This is a genomic window from Methylosinus sp. RM1, from assembly GCF_011378635.1.
GTDB lineage: Bacteria > Pseudomonadota > Alphaproteobacteria > Rhizobiales > Beijerinckiaceae > Methylosinus > Methylosinus sporium.
In genome coordinates this window covers 1-2,425 of sequence record NZ_WOVC01000091.1, presented here as the reverse complement: position 1 = coordinate 2,425, position 2,425 = coordinate 1, and the positions used below count along the sequence as shown (strand labels likewise).

The 2,425-nt window shown below is 61.4% G+C and carries 2 protein-coding genes and 1 other RNA gene; 1 reads left to right on the top strand and 2 read right to left on the bottom strand.

Features of this window, described 5'->3' with window-relative positions; genetic code table 11:
* Nucleotides 1-1,311 (bottom strand): DNA polymerase III subunit gamma/tau (locus tag FMZ75_RS20990; protein ID WP_166146225.1); only part of this gene is annotated, 1,311 nt, incomplete at its 3' end.
* 56 nt (nucleotides 1,312-1,367) lie between these two features.
* Nucleotides 1,368-1,465: signal recognition particle sRNA small type (gene ffs / locus FMZ75_RS20985), an RNA gene on the bottom strand.
* A 206-nt stretch (nucleotides 1,466-1,671) separates the two neighbouring features.
* Between ffs and FMZ75_RS20980 the strand changes: the two genes are divergently transcribed.
* Nucleotides 1,672-2,340: a BRO family protein gene (locus tag FMZ75_RS20980; RefSeq protein WP_166146222.1), complete on the top strand. Its 669-nt coding sequence runs from the start codon at nucleotides 1,672-1,674 to the stop codon at nucleotides 2,338-2,340.
* Nucleotides 2,341-2,425: the final 85 nt, after the last annotated feature.

Genomic DNA, 2,425 nt, shown 5'->3' with positions numbered 1-2,425 from the left:
GACCGGGGGCCGCTCGCCGGGCGCCGCCGCGGGGGCCGCGCCGGGCGCGGGCCGGGGCGCGCCGCTTTGGCCGAAGCCGAGCTTGCGCAGCGCCTCCTCCGGCGAGGGCATTTCGGCGGCATGGGTCAGACGCACCAGCACCATATCGGCGCTGGCGAGCGGACGCGGCGAGCTGCGCAGCTCATCGACGCCCTTCATCAAAATCTGCCACGCCCGCGTCAGCACGGAGATGGAGAGCGTCCCCGCCGCATCGCCGCCGCGGCGGCGCTCCTCCTCGGTCAGCGCATTGGATTGCGCGGCGTCCGGCGCGAGCTTCAGCCGCGTCACGAGATGGGTGAATTCGGCCAGCTCCAGCAGAACTTGCGCCGGATCGGCGCCGCCGTCGTATTGCTCCTGCAGCAGGGCGATGGCGGCGGCGATCTCGCCCTTCATCGCCGCCTCGAAGAGATCGATGACGCGCGATTTGTCGGCGACGCCGAGCATCAGCCGCAAATCCTGCGCGGCGATCGCGCCGCCGCTCGCCGCGCCATGGGCGATGGCCTGATCGAGCAGCGACAGCGCGTCACGCGCCGAGCCTTCCGCCGCGCGGGCGACCATGGCCAGCGCCTCATCCTCGATCGTCACGCTCTCGAGATCGCAAATCTTGCGCAAATGCGCGGCGAGCAGGCCGGCGTCTATGCGGCGCAGATCGAAGCGCTGGCAGCGCGAGCGCACGGTGACGGGAACCTTGTCGATCTCCGTCGTCGCGAAGATGAATTTCACATGCTCGGGCGGCTCTTCGAGCGTCTTCAGCAGGCCGTTGAAGGCGGCCTTGGAGAGCATGTGCACTTCGTCGATGATGTAGACTTTGACGCGCGCCATCACCGGCCGATAGCGCGCGTTCTCGATGATCTCGCGAATATCGTCGATGCCGGTGTGCGAGGCGGCGTCCATCTCCAGCACGTCGGGATGGCGCGAATCGATGATCGCCTGACAATGCGCGCCGAGCGCGTCCATATGGATCGTCGGGCGATCCACCGCCGCGCGGCCGTCCTGCGCGGGAAGCTCGTAATTGAAGGCGCGGGCGAGAATGCGCGCGGTGGTCGTCTTGCCGACGCCGCGCACGCCGGTCAGCAGATAGGCCTGATGGATGCGGTTCAGCTCGAAGGCGTTCTCGAGCGTGCGCACCATCGGCTCCTGGCCGATGAGATCGGAAAAGCCGGAGGGGCGATATTTGCGCGCCAGCACGCGATAGGCGGCTTGCCCCTCGCGCTTGGCCTGCGGCTCGGCGGGAAACAGGGCGTCGGATGGCGCAGAATGCTCGTCGTCCATCTCGTCGCCCGGAGGAGGGTCCGCCCTTTGGTCGGCGCCGGGGCGGCGGCGCAAAAAGTGGGAGGCTGGACGAAGACCCGCCCGGAACTCGTTAGGGCTGCTTCCTTCCGGACCTGACCCGGTTGGCGAGTGGAGCGTCCACCGCCAACCTCCCGCGCCCTATGTGGCAAAACTCGCGCGCCGGCGCAAGGGCCGGAGGGTGTGCGTTTAATGGTCGGCCCGGATTGTGATAGGCGTCACGTTAGCCGTAATCTAGTCTGTGGACGATCGTCTCGATCGTGCTGCCAAAGCCGAGTTCGTGATATGGTTGCAAGACAAAGCACGCTTAACGCTTTGATCGCATTCGCGAGCGGGGGCCGTATGGATCAGGACGTAGATATCTTCCATTTCGACGGCGATCGTCCGAGTTTTGAGAATTATGCGCAGGAAAATGGTTTTAAATATTGGTTGGCCTCTCAGCTCCAAGATTGTCTCGGTTACTCTACAATAACTCCAGTGTTGAAAGCGATCAATAACGCGATCGCCGCGTGCGCGACCCTCGGAATTCCCATTCACGAGAACTTCCAAGAAATTTCGTCTCCAGATCATCCGAAGGATTGGAAGCTATCCCGTTTTGCTTGTTATCTCACGGTGATGAACGGAGATTCGCGAAATAAGAAGGTGGCTCAAGCGCAAGCTTATTTCGTTACAATGGCCGAGGCGTTCCGGCAGTACGTTCAAGAAGCGGCGAGCGTTGAGCGAGTGCTTATTCGAGGAGAGCTGTCCGATCGCGAGAAGTCATTGAGTGGTGCTGCGAGCGCTCAAGGAGTTGATAATTTTGCATTTTTCCAAAATGCAGGATATCGTGGCATGTACAATATGGATCTGGCGTCTATAAGACGAAGAAAAGGTGTGCCTAGTGGCCGTTCTCCTTTAGATTTTATGGGGAAAACAGAACTTGCGGCCAATTTATTCAGACTTACCCAAACGGAAGAAAAAATCAGAAATGAGGATGTGCGCGGCCCTCACGAATCCCCTCATTTTTTCTGACTCATTTTTGCCGCGGCGCTTCGCGAAACAAATTGTTAACGAATCGGTTTCGGGGATGGCGGGGCAATGCGGGCGACAACGCAAC

Coding starts and splice junctions, on each gene's coding strand:
- FMZ75_RS20980 (WP_166146222.1), top strand. CDS start 1,672: ATGGATCAGGACGTAGATATCTTCCATTTCGACGGCGATCGTCCGAGT.